Origin of the sequence: Pseudomonas syringae group sp. J254-4 (assembly GCF_032586855.1) — a bacterium.
GTDB lineage: Bacteria > Pseudomonadota > Gammaproteobacteria > Pseudomonadales > Pseudomonadaceae > Aquipseudomonas > Aquipseudomonas amygdali.
In genome coordinates this window covers 131,395-145,948 of record NZ_JAWHOO010000010.1, presented here as the reverse complement: position 1 = coordinate 145,948, position 14,554 = coordinate 131,395, and the positions used below count along the sequence as shown (strand labels likewise).

The 14,554-nt window shown below is 58.8% G+C and carries 15 protein-coding genes; 8 read left to right on the top strand and 7 right to left on the bottom strand.

The annotated features are described in order from the left end of the window. The first annotated feature begins 135 nt into the window (after positions 1-135). The 6 genes from ftsK to cysG all read left to right on the top strand — a co-directional run bounded on the left by ftsK (position 136) and on the right by cysG (position 7,648). Entirely contained in the window at positions 136-2,541 is a 2,406-nt protein-coding gene (ftsK, locus tag RYB09_RS14375) for a DNA translocase FtsK (RefSeq protein ID WP_002553996.1), read from the top strand. Positions 2,542-2,617: 76 nt separating this feature from the next. Further along, a complete protein-coding gene (gene lolA / locus RYB09_RS14370) occupies positions 2,618-3,241 on the top strand; it encodes an outer membrane lipoprotein chaperone LolA (protein WP_002553995.1) in 624 nt (207 codons plus the stop codon). A gap of 18 nt (positions 3,242-3,259) precedes the next feature. Next, the gene (locus RYB09_RS14365; RefSeq protein ID WP_058400399.1) at positions 3,260-4,582 is read left to right on the top strand and encodes a replication-associated recombination protein A; all 1,323 of its coding nucleotides are present in this window, start codon (positions 3,260-3,262) and stop codon (positions 4,580-4,582) included. Beyond that, on the top strand, positions 4,582-4,956 hold the full coding sequence (gene crcB, locus RYB09_RS14360; RefSeq protein ID WP_003405077.1) for a fluoride efflux transporter CrcB: 375 nt from the start codon (positions 4,582-4,584) through the stop codon (positions 4,954-4,956). Before RYB09_RS14365 ends, crcB begins: the two co-directional genes overlap by 1 nt. Positions 4,957-4,972: 16 nt before the next feature. Beyond that, positions 4,973-6,253, top strand: coding sequence for a serine--tRNA ligase (gene serS, locus RYB09_RS14355; RefSeq protein ID WP_002553992.1), 1,281 nt, complete (start codon positions 4,973-4,975; stop codon positions 6,251-6,253). Beyond that, the gene (gene cysG / locus RYB09_RS14350; protein ID WP_058400400.1) at positions 6,254-7,648 is read left to right on the top strand and encodes a siroheme synthase CysG; all 1,395 of its coding nucleotides are present in this window, start codon (positions 6,254-6,256) and stop codon (positions 7,646-7,648) included. A gap of 51 nt (positions 7,649-7,699) precedes the next feature. Here the strand turns inward: cysG and RYB09_RS14345 are convergent, their stop codons facing one another. The 6 genes from RYB09_RS14345 to tusD all read right to left on the bottom strand — a co-directional run bounded on the left by RYB09_RS14345 (position 7,700) and on the right by tusD (position 11,192). Next, positions 7,700-8,698: a glutathione S-transferase family protein gene (locus RYB09_RS14345; RefSeq protein WP_316889024.1), complete on the bottom strand. Its 999-nt coding sequence runs from the start codon at positions 8,696-8,698 to the stop codon at positions 7,700-7,702. A 108-nt stretch (positions 8,699-8,806) separates the two neighbouring features. Next, entirely contained in the window at positions 8,807-9,808 is a 1,002-nt protein-coding gene (locus RYB09_RS14340; RefSeq protein WP_004659528.1) for a glycosyl transferase family protein, read from the bottom strand. Further along, complete coding sequence (locus RYB09_RS14335; RefSeq protein ID WP_058400403.1) at positions 9,805-10,140, bottom strand: TusE/DsrC/DsvC family sulfur relay protein; 336 nt, start codon at positions 10,138-10,140, stop codon at positions 9,805-9,807. The genes RYB09_RS14340 and RYB09_RS14335 overlap by 4 nt, the downstream gene beginning before the upstream one ends. After that, entirely contained in the window at positions 10,137-10,436 is a 300-nt protein-coding gene (gene tusB / locus RYB09_RS14330; protein WP_058400404.1) for a sulfurtransferase complex subunit TusB, read from the bottom strand. The genes RYB09_RS14335 and tusB overlap by 4 nt, the downstream gene beginning before the upstream one ends. Next, complete coding sequence (gene tusC, locus RYB09_RS14325; protein WP_058400405.1) at positions 10,436-10,798, bottom strand: sulfurtransferase complex subunit TusC; 363 nt, start codon at positions 10,796-10,798, stop codon at positions 10,436-10,438. The genes tusB and tusC overlap by 1 nt, the downstream gene beginning before the upstream one ends. A gap of 1 nt (position 10,799) precedes the next feature. Continuing rightward, positions 10,800-11,192: a sulfurtransferase complex subunit TusD gene (gene tusD, locus RYB09_RS14320; RefSeq protein ID WP_002553985.1), complete on the bottom strand. Its 393-nt coding sequence runs from the start codon at positions 11,190-11,192 to the stop codon at positions 10,800-10,802. A 234-nt stretch (positions 11,193-11,426) separates the two neighbouring features. Here tusD and RYB09_RS14315 point away from each other — a divergent pair, with 234 nt between their 5' ends. Beyond that, positions 11,427-12,728 (top strand): MFS transporter, encoded by a 1,302-nt coding sequence (locus RYB09_RS14315; protein WP_044345597.1) that lies wholly within the window; start codon positions 11,427-11,429, stop codon positions 12,726-12,728. Positions 12,729-12,742: 14 nt separating this feature from the next. Further along, positions 12,743-13,522: a substrate-binding domain-containing protein gene (locus RYB09_RS14310; protein WP_316889019.1), complete on the top strand. Its 780-nt coding sequence runs from the start codon at positions 12,743-12,745 to the stop codon at positions 13,520-13,522. Here RYB09_RS14310 and RYB09_RS14305 read toward each other — a convergent pair. Continuing rightward, positions 13,508-14,416 (bottom strand): LysR family transcriptional regulator, encoded by a 909-nt coding sequence (locus RYB09_RS14305; protein ID WP_058400407.1) that lies wholly within the window; start codon positions 14,414-14,416, stop codon positions 13,508-13,510. The genes RYB09_RS14310 and RYB09_RS14305 overlap by 15 nt on opposite strands. Positions 14,417-14,554: the final 138 nt, after the last annotated feature.

Below are 14,554 nucleotides of genomic sequence, written 5' to 3'. Positions count from 1 at the left end.
ATCATTCAAACGTCTGTCGAACGGGCTTCCCGGTGTCTGCTATCCCTGTTCATGCGGGAGCATTCAGCGCCGTCCGACAGCCGTTTCTGGTCAATCAACGAGATGTTCGCGCTACAGCGCAGGAATTAAAGCGTTTTGAAGAAATCCACCCCAGCACCCAGCGCTGTTCCGCTTTGGCGGCAGCAATTGCACTACCGGCTCAAGGAAGGGGCCCTGATCGCCTTTGGCGCCCTGTGCCTGTACCTGATAATGGCATTGTTGACCTACGATCAGAGTGATCCCGGCTGGAGCCACACCAGCAGTAACGCCGCGCAGGTGCAGAACGCTGCGGGGCGTGCCGGTGCCTTCTGTGCCGACATCCTGTTCATGATCCTGGGCTATTTCGCCTATATCTTCCCGCTGCTGCTGGCAATCAAGGCCTGGCAGGTGTTTCGTCATCGTCACGAACCCTGGCAGTGGAGCGGCTGGCTCTTCTCCTGGCGTCTGATCGGGCTGGTATTCCTGATACTGGCGGGCGCGGCGCTGGCGCACATTCATTTCCACTTCTCGGCCGGCTTCCCGGGCTCGGCGGGCGGTGTGTTGGGCGAAGTGCTCGGCGATCTGGCCAAGAAAGCCCTGAACATCCAGGGCAGCACCTTGCTGTTCATCGCCCTGTTTCTATTCGGTCTGACAGTGTTTACCGACCTGTCGTGGTTCAAGGTCATGGACGTCACCGGCAAGATCACACTTGACCTGTTCGAATTGTTCCAGGGGGCGGCGAACCGCTGGTGGACCGCCCGTGCCGAGCGCAAGCAGATGGTTGCGCAGTTGCGTGAGGTCGACATGCGCGTCAACGATGTGGTCGCGCCCGTTGCACCTGACCGTCGCGAGCAGGCCAAGGCCAAAGAGCGCCTGATGGAGCGCGAAGTATCGCTGAGCAAACACATGACCGAGCGCGAAAAACACGTGCCTGCGGTTATTGCGCCAGCCCCTTCAAAGCCTGCAGAACCGAGCAAGCGGGTCATGAAGGAAAAACAGGCCCCGCTGTTCGTTGACAGCGCAGTCGAAGGCACCTTGCCGCCCATCTCCATCCTTGATCCGGCAGAAAAGAAGCAGCTCAACTATTCGCCAGAGTCCTTGGCGGCGGTCGGTCATCTGCTGGAAATCAAGCTCAAGGAATTTGGTGTCGAGGTCTCGGTTGACTCCATCCATCCCGGTCCGGTCATTACCCGTTACGAGATTCAGCCTGCCGCTGGCGTCAAGGTCAGTCGCATTGCCAACCTCGCCAAGGACCTTGCCCGCTCACTGGCGGTTACCAGCGTGCGTGTGGTTGAGGTGATCCCGGGCAAGACCACTGTCGGTATCGAGATCCCCAACGAAGACCGCCAGATCGTGCGCTTCTCCGAGGTGCTGTCGACCCCTGAATACGATAATGCCAAGTCGCCTGTCACCCTGGCGCTGGGCCACGACATCGGCGGCAAGCCGGTGATTACCGACCTGGCCAAGATGCCCCACTTGCTGGTGGCCGGTACGACCGGTTCCGGTAAGTCGGTTGGTGTGAACGCCATGATCCTGTCGATCCTGTTCAAGTCCGGCCCGGAAGACGCCAAGCTGATCATGATCGATCCGAAGATGCTTGAGCTGTCTATCTACGAAGGCATTCCGCACCTGTTGTGTCCGGTCGTCACCGACATGAAGGACGCTGCCAACGCCTTGCGCTGGAGCGTTGCCGAGATGGAACGCCGTTACAAGCTGATGGCGAAAATGGGTGTGCGTAACCTTTCGGGCTTCAACCAGAAGGTCAAGGATGCGCAGGACGCCGGGGAGCCACTTGCCGATCCGCTGTACAAGCGGGAAAGCATTCATGATGAAGCGCCGTTGCTGAGCAAGCTGCCGACCATCGTCGTGGTGGTGGATGAATTCGCCGACATGATGATGATCGTCGGCAAGAAGGTCGAAGAGCTGATCGCCCGTATCGCCCAGAAGGCTCGTGCGGCAGGTATCCACCTGATCCTCGCGACACAGCGTCCTTCGGTGGATGTGATTACCGGTCTGATCAAGGCCAACATCCCGACGCGCATGGCGTTTCAGGTGTCGAGCAAGATCGATTCCCGGACCATCATCGATCAGGGCGGTGCCGAACAACTGTTGGGCCACGGCGACATGCTGTACATGCCGCCGGGCACCAGCCTGCCGATTCGCGTACACGGCGCGTTTGTTTCCGACGAGGAAGTGCATCGCGTGGTAGAGGCCTGGAAACTGCGTGGTTCGCCTGACTACAACGACGATATTCTCGCCGGTGTGGAAGAGCCCGGCAGCGGCTTTGATGGCGGTGGCGGCGAAGGCAGTGAAGACAGCGAAAGCGACGCGCTTTACGATGAGGCGGTCAAGTTTGTACTCGAAAGCCGTCGTGCATCGATTTCCGCCGTGCAGCGCAAGCTGAAGATCGGCTACAACCGCGCAGCGCGCATGATCGAAGCAATGGAAATGGCTGGCGTCGTGACCTCCATGAATACCAACGGCTCGCGTGAAGTTCTGGCTCCAGGACCGGTGCGCGACTGATTTTTATCACCCCGAACTGCGTCGGCGGCGTGCCAGGCACGCTGCCGCATCATCATCGACTTCAAAGAGGAATCCCATGCGTCTTATCCGCATGCTGTTGGCCACCGCACTGACCTTCTCCGTGATGTCCGCCCATGCCGACAGCAAGGACGTGGCTCGCCTGACCCAGTTGCTGGAGAAATCCCAGACCCTGACCGCACGCTTCTCGCAATTGACGCTGGACGGTGGCGGCACGCAATTGCAAGAGACTACGGGCGAAATGACGTTGCAGCGTCCAGGCCTGTTCAACTGGCACACCGATGCGCCACAGGAGCAGTTGATGGTTTCCGACGGCAAGAAAGTGTCGTTGTGGGACCCTGATCTGGAGCAGGTCACCATCAAGAAACTCGATCAGCGCTTGACCCAGACCCCAGCGTTGCTGCTGTCCGGTGACGTGTCGAAGATCAGCGAAAGCTTCGATATCACGGCGAAAGAGGCAGGTGGCGTGATCGACTTCGTGCTCAAGCCCAAGACCAAGGACACCCTGTTCGACAGCCTGCGTTTGTCGTTTCGTAACGGCATCATCAACGACATGCAACTGATCGACAGCGTGGGCCAGCGCACCAATATCCTGTTCACTGGCGTCAAGGCCAACGAGCCTGTTGCGGCCAGCAAGTTTCAGTTCCAGATCCCCAAGGGTGCTGATGTCATTCAAGAGTAAAAGGGTTAATTCCTGATCATGGATCTGTTCAGCCGCGAACCGATAGCTCAGCCTCTGGCTGCACGTTTGCGTGCTACCAATCTGGATGAATACGTCGGTCAGGAACACGTGCTTGCCCACGGCAAGCCTCTGCGTGAGGCGCTGGAGCAGGGCGCGCTGCATTCGATGATTTTCTGGGGGCCGCCCGGTGTGGGCAAGACCACCCTGGCGAGGCTGCTGGCCAAGGTTTCGGACGCGCATTTCGAGACTGTTTCCGCCGTTCTGGCGGGGGTCAAGGAAATCCGTCAGGCAGTGGAAGTCGCCAGGCAGCAGGCCGGGCAATATGGCAAACGCACGATTCTGTTCGTCGACGAAGTGCACCGCTTCAACAAGTCGCAACAGGATGCGTTCCTGCCTTATGTCGAAGATGGCACGCTGATTTTTATCGGCGCCACTACCGAAAATCCTTCGTTCGAACTCAATAATGCCTTGTTGTCCCGGGCCCGTGTCTATGTGCTCAAAAGCCTGGACGAGGCAGCGCTGCGCAAACTGGTCAATCGTGCCCTGACCGAAGAGCGCGGGCTGGGCAAGCGCCAACTGACCTTGAGCGATGAAGGTTTCACGATTCTCATGGCCGCCGCTGATGGCGATGGTCGGCGCATGCTCAATCTGCTCGAAAACGCCTCCGATCTTGCCGAAGACGGCAGCGAGATCGATGTCGAACTGCTGCAGAGCCTGCTGGGTGACAGCCGACGTCGCTTCGATAAGGGCGGTGAGGCGTTCTATGACCAGATATCGGCCTTGCACAAGTCAATACGTGGGTCCGACCCCGACGCAGCCCTGTACTGGTTTGCCCGGATGATCGACGGCGGCTGCGATCCGCTGTATCTGGCGCGTCGCGTGGTGCGCATGGCCAGTGAAGATATCGGCAATGCAGATCCGCGCGCCTTGCCGCTGTGCATGTCGGCCTGGGACGTTCAGGAGCGTCTGGGCAGCCCCGAGGGCGAACTGGCGGTGGCACAGGCCATCGTCTATCTGGCCTGTGCGCCAAAAAGCAACGCGGTCTACATGGCCTTCAAGGCAGCAATGCGCGAAGCTGGCGAGCATGGCTCGCTGGAGGTGCCGCTGCACTTGCGCAATGCGCCGACCAAGCTGATGAAGCAGCTCGGTTATGGCGAAGAATACCGTTATGCCCATGACGAGCCTGAAGCCTATGCGGCTGGCGAAGACTATTTTCCGGACGAGCTGGAACCACGGCAGTATTACCAGCCTGTGCCACGCGGTCTGGAGCTCAAGATCGGGGAGAAGCTCAGGCATCTGAGCGCATTGGACGATGCCAGTCCCCGCCAACGGAGAAAGTGATGATTCAGACCATTCTTGCGGTGTCGATTGCCGGGATCGCTGGTACATTATTGCGCTTTGCGACTGGTACCTGGGTAAGCGCCAACTGGCCACGTTATTTTTACGCGGCGACGCTTGCGGTCAACATCGTAGGGTGCCTGATAATCGGCGTACTGTATGGCTTGTTCCTGCTGCGCCCGGAAGTGCCCATCGAAATTCGTGCCGGCTTGATTGTCGGCTTTGTAGGCGGTCTGACGACCTTTTCATCCTTTTCACTGGATACGCTGCGCCTGCTGGAAAGCGGGCAAGTACCGCTGGCCCTTGGTTATGCCGGTATCAGCGTATTCGGCGGGCTGCTCGCAACCTGGGTTGGCCTGTCCCTGACCAGACTTTGATAGACGAGAGAACGATATGCTCGATTCCAAACTGTTACGTACTCAACTTCAGGACGTAGCGGATCGCCTGGCTTCCCGTGGCTTCACACTGGATGTGGCGCGCATTGAATCGCTGGAAGCCCAGCGCAAGGTGGTGCAGACCCGCACCGAACAGCTGCAGGCCGAGCGCAATGCACGTTCCAAATCCATCGGTCAGGCCAAACAGCGTGGCGAAGACATCGCGCCGTTGATGGCTGATGTCGAGCGGATGGGGAACGAGCTGAGCGAAGGCAAGGTCGAGCTGGATGGCATTCAGGCCGAGCTGGATGCGCTGGTGCTGAGCATTCCGAACCTGCCTCACGAATCGGTGCCGGTCGGCGCTGACGAAGAAGGCAACGTCGAAGTGCGTCGCTGGGGTACGCCGACTGCCTTCGATTTCGAGGTCAAGGATCACGTTGCTCTGGGCGAGAAGTTCGGCTGGCTGGACTTCGAGACCGCTGCCAAGCTGTCCGGTGCGCGTTTTGCCCTGCTGCGTGGCCCGATCGCGCGCCTGCACCGTGCGCTGGCGCAGTTCATGATCAATCTGCACATCAACGAACACGGCTACGAAGAGACCTACACGCCTTACCTGGTGCAGGCACCTGCGTTGCAGGGTACAGGCCAGTTGCCCAAGTTCGAGGAAGACCTGTTCAAGATCACCCGCGAAGGCGAAGCTGATCTGTACCTGATTCCGACCGCGGAAGTGTCGCTGACCAATATCGTGTCGGGTGAAATTCTCGATGCCAAACAGCTGCCTCTCAAGTTTGTTGCCCATACCCCTTGCTTCCGTAGCGAAGCGGGTGCGTCGGGTCGTGACACGCGTGGCATGATCCGCCAGCACCAGTTCGACAAGGTCGAGATGGTTCAGATCGTTGCGCCTGAAGACTCCATGGCTGCGCTTGAATCGCTGACCGGCAATGCCGAGCGCGTTTTGCAATTGCTGGAACTGCCATACCGTACGCTGGCGCTGTGCACCGGCGACATGGGCTTCAGTGCCGTGAAAACCTACGACCTGGAAGTGTGGATTCCTAGCCAGGACAAGTACCGCGAAATCTCTTCGTGCTCCAACTGCGGTGATTTCCAGGCGCGCCGCATGCAGGCCCGCTGGCGCAATCCGGAAACTGGCAAGCCGGAACTGGTCCACACCCTCAACGGGTCGGGGCTGGCGGTGGGTCGTACATTGGTGGCGGTGCTGGAAAACTACCAGCAAGCGGACGGGTCGATTCGCGTGCCCGAGGTGCTCAAGCCTTACATGGGCGGCCTTGAGGTCATCGGTTAAATGGAATTTCTGCCGCTGTTCCATAACCTGCGTGGCAGCCGGGTGCTGGTGGTCGGCGGTGGTGAAATTGCCTTGCGCAAATCACGCCTGATTGCCGACGCTGGCGCAGTGCTGCGCGTGGTTGCGCCAGAAATCGAGGCCCAACTGAGTGAGCTGGTCGTCCAGAGCGGCGGTGAGATGATCCTACGCGGCTACAGCGAAAGCGATCTTGATGGTTGTGTGCTGATTATTGCCGCGACGGATGACGAGCCGCTCAACGCCCAGGTTTCCCATGACGCCCGGCTGCGCTGCGTTCCGGTCAATGTGGTGGACGCCCCGGCGTTGTGTACGGTTATCTTTCCGGCCATTGTCGACCGCTCGCCATTGGTGATCGCTGTGTCCAGTGGCGGCGATGCGCCGGTGCTGGCACGTTTGATCCGTGCCAAGCTGGAAACCTGGATTCCCTCTACCTACGGGCAGCTCGCCGGGCTTGCTGCGCGCTTTCGCAATCAGGTCAAAGGGCTGTTTCCGAATGTGCAGCAACGCCGAGCGTTCTGGGAAGATGTTTTTCAGGGTGCCATTGCTGATCGCCAACTGGCCGGGCAGGGGGCCGAGGCCGAGCGTCTGCTGATCGCCAAGATCGCTGGCGAGCCACCGCCGGAGACCGGCGAGGTGTATCTGGTCGGTGCTGGCCCCGGTGATCCTGACTTGCTGACTTTCCGGGCCTTGCGCCTGATGCAGCAAGCGGATGTGGTGCTGTATGACCGCCTTGTCGCGCCGACGATTCTTGACCTGTGCCGTCGCGATGCCGAGCGTGTCTATGTCGGTAAACGCCGTGCAGAGCACGCTGTTCCGCAGGAACAGATCAACCAGCAACTGGTTGCACTGGCCAAGCAAGGCAAGCGAGTGGTGCGCCTCAAGGGCGGCGATCCGTTTATCTTCGGCCGTGGCGGCGAGGAAATCGAAGAGCTGGCTGCGCATGGCATTCCATTTCAAGTGGTTCCAGGTATTACCGCCGCCAGTGGTTGTGCGGCGTATGCCGGTATACCGCTGACGCACCGTGATCACGCACAGTCTGTGCGTTTCATTACCGGTCACTTGAAAAACGGCACCACAGACCTGCCCTGGTCCGACCTGGTTGCGCCTGCTCAGACGCTGGTGTTTTACATGGGGCTGATCGGTTTGCCGGTCATCTGTGAAGAACTGATCAGGCATGGTCGCTCTGCCGACACGCCTGCTGCGCTGGTTCAGCAGGGCACGACGGTCAATCAGCGTGTGTTCACCGGGACTCTGGCCAATCTGCCGCAACTGGTCGCCGAGCATGAGGTGCATGCGCCAACGCTGGTGATCATCGGCGAAGTGGTCAAGTTGCGTGAAAAGCTGGCATGGTTCGAAGGGGCACAGGCGACGGTCTGAAGCCGATATTGGATAGCCCGTTCGGGCTATCCATCCTTTTTTGCCAATCTGTCAATTGCTCCAGACACCCTCACCGGACAGCCGCTCCCGGTCGTGACCTGCCTGCAGATCAAGCGCTGGACCCTTGGGTATGATGCCGGTCGGGTTGATGGTGCGATGGCTCGCGTAGTAGTGGCCCTTGATGTGCTCGAAGTTCACCGTCTCCGCGATACCTGGCCATTGGTACAACTCACGTAGCCAATTGCTAAGGTTCGGGTAATCCGCGATGCGTCGCAGGTTGCACTTGAAGTGACTGTAATACACCGCATCGAAGCGCACGATGGTGGTGAACAGGCGTATGTCGGCTTCGGTGAGGTGCGTCCCTGTCAGGTAACGCTTTTCTCCGAGCAGGTTTTCCAGCACGTCCAGTTCGGCAAACACATCATTGAACGCCTCTTCGTAAGCCCCCTGTGAGGTGGCGAACCCGGCCCTGTAGACACCGTTGTTGACGTTCGGATAAATCTGCTCGTTGAGCTCGTCGATGCTCGCCCGCAAGGCTTGCGGATAAAAGTCCAGCGTGTTGCCGGTCAGTTCGTCGAATGCGCCATTGAACATACGGATGATTTCCGCAGACTCGTTGCTGACGATGCATTGCTGCTGTTTGTCCCACAGCACCGGAACCGTCACGCGGCCGGTATAACGAGGGTCATCGGCGGTATAGCGTTGGTGAAAGAACTGGAAGTCATCCAGCGCATCGCCGCTGGAGCCTTTCTGCTTATCGAAAGTCCAGCCATTTTCCAGCATCAGCCAACTGACCACGGAAACGCCGATCAGGTTTTCCAGTCCCTTGAGCTTGCGTACGATCAGTGTGCGGTGTGCCCACGGGCATGCCAGTGAGACATACAAGTGGTAGCGGCCGGCCTGTGCAGCAAAACCGCCCTCACCAGATGGCCCCGCTTGTCCGTCGGCTGTGACCCAGTTGCGTTGTTGCGCATTTTCACGCTGAAAGGCGCCATCTTTGCTGCTTTCGTACCACTGGTCTTGCCAGTGTCCTTCGACCAGAAGGCCCATGTCTGACTCCCATTTCCAGGTTATAGAGCTTGGAGGTCAGCCAAGGCGCATCGGTTCGACCTAAAACGCGCAGGATTATAGGTGCTGGTGATCGTCACAGCCGATAGGTCAAAGGTTCTTGGCGCGCCGATCCCAGAACACTCGGGCTTGCTCGAACGCTTCGTCGCGAGCGACACCCAGGCCGCGCAGGGCAAGCGCGATGGTCGATATCAACGCCAGTTGCGGGTAGCTGTCTTCGATTTCCCCGCGCCACAAGGCCAACAGTTGCTGTGGGTCGAGTGTCGCCGGTTTTACATGACGGCGCGGCGAAAGCGCTGGCCACTCCTCGTCCCAGGGCTGGCCGCCAGTGGTGCCGTACAAATGGCTGATGGTGTCCGGGTTGATCTCGATTTCGCCACCGTCACCCTTGACCACAATGGCGTTGTCGCCCAGCAGGCTGCTGGCATCGCGATGCACGCTCTGATAGCCCGGATGAAAGATGCTTTGCAGGCCGCAACGGGCCTGAAGCGGGTTGAGAATGCGTGCCAGAGAATGAATGGGGGAGCGCAGGCCCAGCGTGTTGCGCAGATCAATCATGCGTTGCAGCTGTGGTGCCCAGTCCCCTAGCGGAATGAACGCTATATTGCCTTGCTCAAGCGAGGTTTCGACTGCTGACCAGTTGCGGCACAGGGGAATATTCAGCAGGCCGAGCAATTGTTCGGTGTACAGGCGTCCCGCAGTATGGGCACCGCCGCCGTGCAGGAGGATCTTCACGCCGTTTTGCGCCAGACACTTGGCCGCCAGCAAGTACCACGGCAGATGACGCTTTTTCCCCGCGTAGGTCGGCCAGTCGATATCGACCTGAATCGCCGGAGCATTGAGGCGTTCGCGCACGGCTTCGGTAAACCCCGCCAGTTCCTCGGGGCTTTCTTCCTTATGGCGCAGCAGCATCAGAAAAGCCCCGAGCTGGGTGTCCTCGACTTTTTCATCGAGCAACATACCCATGGCCTCTCGCGCTTCTTCGCGCGTCAGGTTGCGCGCACCGCGTTTGCCTTTGCCCAGGATGCGCACAAATGTCGCAAAGGGATGTTCTTCAGGTGTTTCGGTCACAAGCGCGGCGTAATCGTTCATATGCAATTGGTCGGTTTAGGCAGGCCCGCCAGCTTGGCGGCGAGTTTGGCGGGAGTGCCGTTGAACAGGCGGTTGAGGTGCATGCTGTTGCCTTTTTCCGTACCCAGCTTCAGTGCGGTGTATTTGATCAGCGGCCGAGTGGCCGGCGAAAGCTGAAACTCGGCGTAGAAATCCCGCAGCAACTGGAGGATTTCAATGTGCTCGGCACTCAGGGCGATACCTTCCTCAGCGGACAGGGCGTGGGCGACGTCAAGCGACCAGTCGTTGAGGTCCTGCAGAAAACCATCCTTGTCCAGTTCGATGCTGTGCCCGTCAATCATCAACTGTTTCATAGCCAGGTATTGACCTTGTCGAAGCGTAAGGACAGTTCCACGAAGGCAGGGTAGTCGATGCTGTTTACTCCGACGGGCAGTGGCAGATTGCGTGCCTTGATGTCTTCATCAAGTACAAACAACTGCAATGAATCGACCAGGGGCTGCAGGGATTCCAATGGTGCGCATGACGGTGTCAGTGCATAAGTAGCGTCGCCACAGAGCAATACACCGTCGTCACGGCCCAGCAGGCGCAGGCAGCTGTACAGTCGGGTGTCGGCAAAAGGCGAATGGGAGAGAACGTGCAAAGTAGCCATCAGATCGTAATCACCTCGTCGTAGCGGTCAAAGAGTGCCGACAATTCGGAGCGTGTGTACAACTGACTGATTTCTTCGCTCAATGCGCTGGCAGGGATGCCGCGCTCGGTCAGGCTTTGTCCGCAGGCATAAAGGTCTTCAACGCCGAACATCGACAGGGCCTTGAGGTTTGCGGTCAGGTCTTTCTGTTGCAGGGCACCGGGCAGTTGCTGCGGCGACAACTGGAAAACCCCGTCATCCAGAAACAGCAGGCCGACCGACAGATCGAATGCACCACCCGCCAGCACGATGTCCAGTGCTTCACGGGCACCGGGGCCGGACCACGGCGACTGGCGGCTGACTACCAATAATGATCTGGGCATGTCACGGCCCTCCAAAGCAGATCAAACGATCAGCCGATTGCACGGCATCGTGCAACTGCCCCAGCCCGGACAATTCCCAAGGCTCGCGCAGATTCGCCGCTGGCCGCTGATAACGCTCGGCCTCTTGGGCATCAAGCACGCCACGACGCAGCGCGGCGGCGATGCACACCACGCCATCCAGGTGGTGTTCGGCGATGAAGTCACGCCATTGCAGGGCCATATCCTGCTCATCCTGAGGCGTCACGACATTGGCCGACGCGCTGTGTACGCCGTCCTGATAAAAAAACAACCGGACGATCTCATGTCCGCCTGCGAGTACGGCTTTGGCGAACAGCAAGGCTCTTCGCGAGGAGGGCGCATGGGCGGCGGAAAAAAGTGAGATGGCGAATTTCATGATCGGCTCTGCCAACAAAACATCCGCAATGATAAAGAATTCAAGGGCCGACGTGTGAGTTTGGCGCGGTTCGACCTGCAAGCGCTGGGTCAGAGCGCAACCGTCTGAGTGTCTATTGATGTTCATAGGGCATCAATCGATGAAAACATAGCACTTATCGTTTCAAAGTGTGTCCGGCAGACTCCTTTCCCATAAGCGCTTACAACACTCTAATAAGATCGCTGGAGAACACTGATGCACAGCTCATCCCCATCAGGAACAGGCAACACCCGGTCGAAGGCCGGAGCAGTATTTCGCGTCACTTCAGGCAACTTCCTCGAGCAATTCGACTTCTTCCTGTTTGGCTTTTACGCCACCCAGATCGCCTCCGCCTTTTTCCCGGCCAGCAGTGAATTTGCTTCGCTGATGATGACCTTCGCGGTTTTCGGTGCGGGCTTCCTGATGCGCCCGCTGGGTGCAGTGATTCTGGGCGCTTACATCGATGACGTGGGCCGGCGCAAAGGCTTGATCGTGACCCTGTCGATCATGGCCAGTGGCACGTTACTGATTGTCCTGGTGCCCGGTTACGCGAGCATCGGCTTGTGGGCACCGGCATTGGTGCTGGTCGGCCGATTGCTGCAAGGCTTTTCCGCCGGCGCGGAATTGGGCGGCGTTTCGGTGTATCTGGCAGAGATGGCGACACCCGGCCGCAAGGGCTTCTACACCAGTTGGCAGTCAGGCAGCCAGCAGGTGGCAATCGTTGTCGCCGCCGCGCTGGGTTACGGCTTGAACCAATGGATGACACCTGCTGCTGTCGCCGACTGGGGCTGGAGAATTCCGTTCGCCATCGGCTGCCTGATCATCCCGTTCATTTTCCTGCTACGCCGCAGCCTGCAGGAAACCGAAGAGTTCGCCACGCGCGCTCACCGTCCGACCATGCGACAGGTGTTCGCGACGCTGCTGCAAAACTGGCGCGTGGTGATTGCCGGCATGCTGATGGTGGCGATGACTACCACCACGTTTTACCTGATCACCATTTATGCACCGACATTCGGCAAAACCGTACTCAATCTGAGTACCTCCGATGCGCTGCTGGTGACGTTGCTGGTCGGTGTCTCCAACTTTATCTGGCTTCCGGTCGGCGGCATGTTGAGCGACCGTTTCGGACGCAAGCCGCTGCTGGTAGCGATGACCCTGCTGACCATCATCAGCGCTTATCCGGCGCTGTCCTTTCTCGCTCAGGCGCCAAGCTTTGCTCATATGCTGGAAGTGCTGTTGTGGTTCTCGTTTCTCTACGGTTTGTATAACGGCGCGATGATTCCGGCACTGACTGAAATCATGCCGGTAGAGGTGCGGGTGGCCGGTTTTTCTCTGGCCTATAGCTTGGCGACAGCAGTTTTCGGCGGTTTCACCCCGGCAATCTCGACCTGGTTGATCCATCTGACTGGTGACAAGGCTGCACCTGCTTACTGGATGACGTTCGCTGCAGCTTGCGCGCTTGGCGCGACCCTGGTGCTCTACCGGCACCTTTCGGTTCGCCCGCAACTGGCTGTTTAATAAAGGAAAAAACTATGAAACTGTTGCATAAACATCAATTGGCGATGCTTTTTCTGGGCTGTATGGCAGTCAGCGTTGCCGCTCAGGCTGAAGAGCTCAAGGTCATGACATCAGGCGGCTTTACTGCTGCATATAAACTGCTGGGGCCGCAATACGCGACGTCTTCCGGGGGTACACTGGACACCATCCTTGGCCCGTCGATGGGCAAGGCCCCCGAGGCCATTCCAAACCGCCTGGCTCGTGGCGAGCATGCCGATGTGGTGATCATGGTCGGCTATGCGCTGGATGATCTGATCAAGCAAGGCAAGGTAGACCCGGCATCGCGGGTCGAGCTGGCCGATTCGCGGATCGGTATGGTGGTGAAGGAGGGGGCGGCCAAGCCTGCAATCGGTACCGACAGCGAGTTGAAAGACACGCTGCTCAAGGCGAAGTCGGTGGCTTACTCCGACAGCGCCAGTGGTGTGTACATCGAAAAAGAGCTTTTCAAAAAGCTCGGTATCGAGAAGGAGCTTGCGCCGAAGGGCAAGATGATCGAGCGCATCCCGGTTGCTTCAGTGGTTGCCAAGGGCGACTACGAAGTGGGCTTTCAACAGGTTGCCGAGCTGTTGCCGGTTCCCGGCGTGACGTTCGTGGCGAAGATTCCGGAAGACGTTCAGTCGGTTACCCGCTACGCTGCTGGCATTCCGGTCAATGCCGAGCACCCGAAGCAGGCAAAGGCATTGCTCGATTACCTGGCGTCCCCAAAAGCGCAGGCCACGGTGCAGTCTACAGGACTGGATTCAGTTCCCCGCTGAGCGTAGCGGCATCTTCCTGACCAGTCGTTCCAGTTCGAGGGCTGCAGGCGTCAATGTCCTCCCGCGACGTTTGATCAGCCCTACGTTGCGAACTACTTCAGGTGCAACCAATGGCACGCTCACCAGAAACGGGTGAGCGGTCATCGGCATGGCAATCGAGGGTACCGCCGCCACGCCGAGGCCGGCCTCCACAAGGCCGATCATGGTGGTGACATGCCGCGTTTCGCAGATACTCTCCTTGTGCGGGCGCGAGAGCGCCAGCGCCTGATCCAGTACCAGCCGGTTACCTGACGTTATGTCCAGAGCGATGTAGTCGTGGCGGTACATTTCCTCCCAGCTCACGCTGGCGCAGGTCGCAAGCGGGTGATCCCGGCGGCAGGCCATCACATAGCGTTCCTGCAGAAGCAATTCGAAGTCGACCTCCGGTGCCAGATTGCCGCTGAAACTCACCCCGAAATCTGCCTCGCCAAGGGCAACCGCGCTGTTGACCTCGTTGGCGCTGGCATCCATGACCCGGATTCTGATTTTTGGAAACAGCTTATGAAACTCGCTGATGACCTGCGGCATGAAGTAGTAGGCGGCTGACGGCACGCAAGCAATGGTGACGCTACCCATCCGGGTGGAACCGACGCCATCGATGGTCATCAATGCGATGTCGAGGTCATCCAGTATTCGCTCGACCTGAGGCAGAAATGCACGGCCCACCGTGGTCAGGCTGACCCTGCGGGTGGTGCGTTCAAACAGCTTCACGTTCAGCGCAGACTCAAGCTTTTCTATGCGGCGGCTGAGTGCAGGCTGGGTGATCTGCACGGTTTCAGCGGCCTTGCGGAAGCTGCCATTCTCGACCACGGCACGAAATGCCTGGAGGTCGTTTAGGTCGAAATTGATGGGCATTCGAACATCGGTCTATTGATACGGGGTGCGCATGAATATATCAGGTTGCGCGGGCCCGCTGGCAGGGGGGAGGAGAGGGGGGATTTTCATAAAGGTCAGAAACGACAAAGCCCTGAATAATCAGGGCTTTGCGCTACC

What these genes read in the sequence shown, in the direction of transcription:
- RYB09_RS14315 (WP_044345597.1), top strand. Translation starts at nt 11,427, where the DNA reads ATGCACAGCTCATCCCCATCAGGAACAGGCAACACCCGGTCGAAGGCC.
- tusB (WP_058400404.1), bottom strand. Translation starts at nt 10,436, where the DNA reads ATGGCTACTTTGCACGTTCTCTCCCATTCGCCTTTTGCCGACACCCGA.
- RYB09_RS14365 (WP_058400399.1), top strand. Translation starts at nt 3,260, where the DNA reads ATGGATCTGTTCAGCCGCGAACCGATAGCTCAGCCTCTGGCTGCACGT.
- cysG (WP_058400400.1), top strand. Translation starts at nt 6,254, where the DNA reads ATGGAATTTCTGCCGCTGTTCCATAACCTGCGTGGCAGCCGGGTGCTG.
- RYB09_RS14310 (WP_316889019.1), top strand. Translation starts at nt 12,743, where the DNA reads ATGAAACTGTTGCATAAACATCAATTGGCGATGCTTTTTCTGGGCTGT.
- RYB09_RS14345 (WP_316889024.1), bottom strand. Translation starts at nt 8,698, where the DNA reads ATGGGCCTTCTGGTCGAAGGACACTGGCAAGACCAGTGGTACGAAAGC.
- RYB09_RS14340 (WP_004659528.1), bottom strand. Translation starts at nt 9,808, where the DNA reads ATGAACGATTACGCCGCGCTTGTGACCGAAACACCTGAAGAACATCCC.
- serS (WP_002553992.1), top strand. Translation starts at nt 4,973, where the DNA reads ATGCTCGATTCCAAACTGTTACGTACTCAACTTCAGGACGTAGCGGAT.
- lolA (WP_002553995.1), top strand. Translation starts at nt 2,618, where the DNA reads ATGCGTCTTATCCGCATGCTGTTGGCCACCGCACTGACCTTCTCCGTG.
- tusC (WP_058400405.1), bottom strand. Translation starts at nt 10,798, where the DNA reads ATGCCCAGATCATTATTGGTAGTCAGCCGCCAGTCGCCGTGGTCCGGC.
- RYB09_RS14335 (WP_058400403.1), bottom strand. Translation starts at nt 10,140, where the DNA reads ATGAAACAGTTGATGATTGACGGGCACAGCATCGAACTGGACAAGGAT.
- crcB (WP_003405077.1), top strand. Translation starts at nt 4,582, where the DNA reads ATGATTCAGACCATTCTTGCGGTGTCGATTGCCGGGATCGCTGGTACA.
- RYB09_RS14305 (WP_058400407.1), bottom strand. Translation starts at nt 14,416, where the DNA reads ATGCCCATCAATTTCGACCTAAACGACCTCCAGGCATTTCGTGCCGTG.
- tusD (WP_002553985.1), bottom strand. Translation starts at nt 11,192, where the DNA reads ATGAAATTCGCCATCTCACTTTTTTCCGCCGCCCATGCGCCCTCCTCG.